Genomic DNA, 399 nt, shown 5'->3' with positions numbered 1-399 from the left:
CTCAAGGACTCCAGCGGCGACGAGGGTGCGCTGCGCCGCCTGCTGATCGAACTGCGCCGGCACGCTCCGGACTTCACCGTGCTCACCGGGTCCGAACTCACCGTCGACTGCGCGCTGCTCGCCGGCGTGGACGGCGTCGTGCCCGGACTCGGCAACGTCGACGCCCGCGGCTACGTACGGCTCTACACGGCCGCGCGGTCGGGGGACTGGGCCGCGGCCAAGGCCGAGCAGGACCGTCTCGCCGCGCTCTTCGCCCTCACCGAGGCCGGCGACCCGGCGCTGATGGGCCCCGGCTCCGCCGCGCTCGGCGGCTTCAAGGCCGCGGCACATCTGCTCGGCCTCATCGACTGCGCGGCGACCGCGGCACCCCAGGTACCGCTCGACGCCACGGCCGTGGCA

At 74.9% G+C, this 399-nt stretch carries 1 protein-coding gene; it reads left to right on the top strand.

Annotated elements, in window-relative coordinates; genetic code table 11:
- Positions 1 to 399: dihydrodipicolinate synthase family protein (locus ACOV8S_RS31505; RefSeq protein WP_448321888.1), on the top strand; the 399-nt coding region annotated here is incomplete at both ends.

Source organism: Streptomyces sp. CO7, from assembly GCF_053474865.1.
Note: the sequence above shows the minus strand (reverse complement) of the source record. Positions and strands in the feature narration are given on the sequence as shown.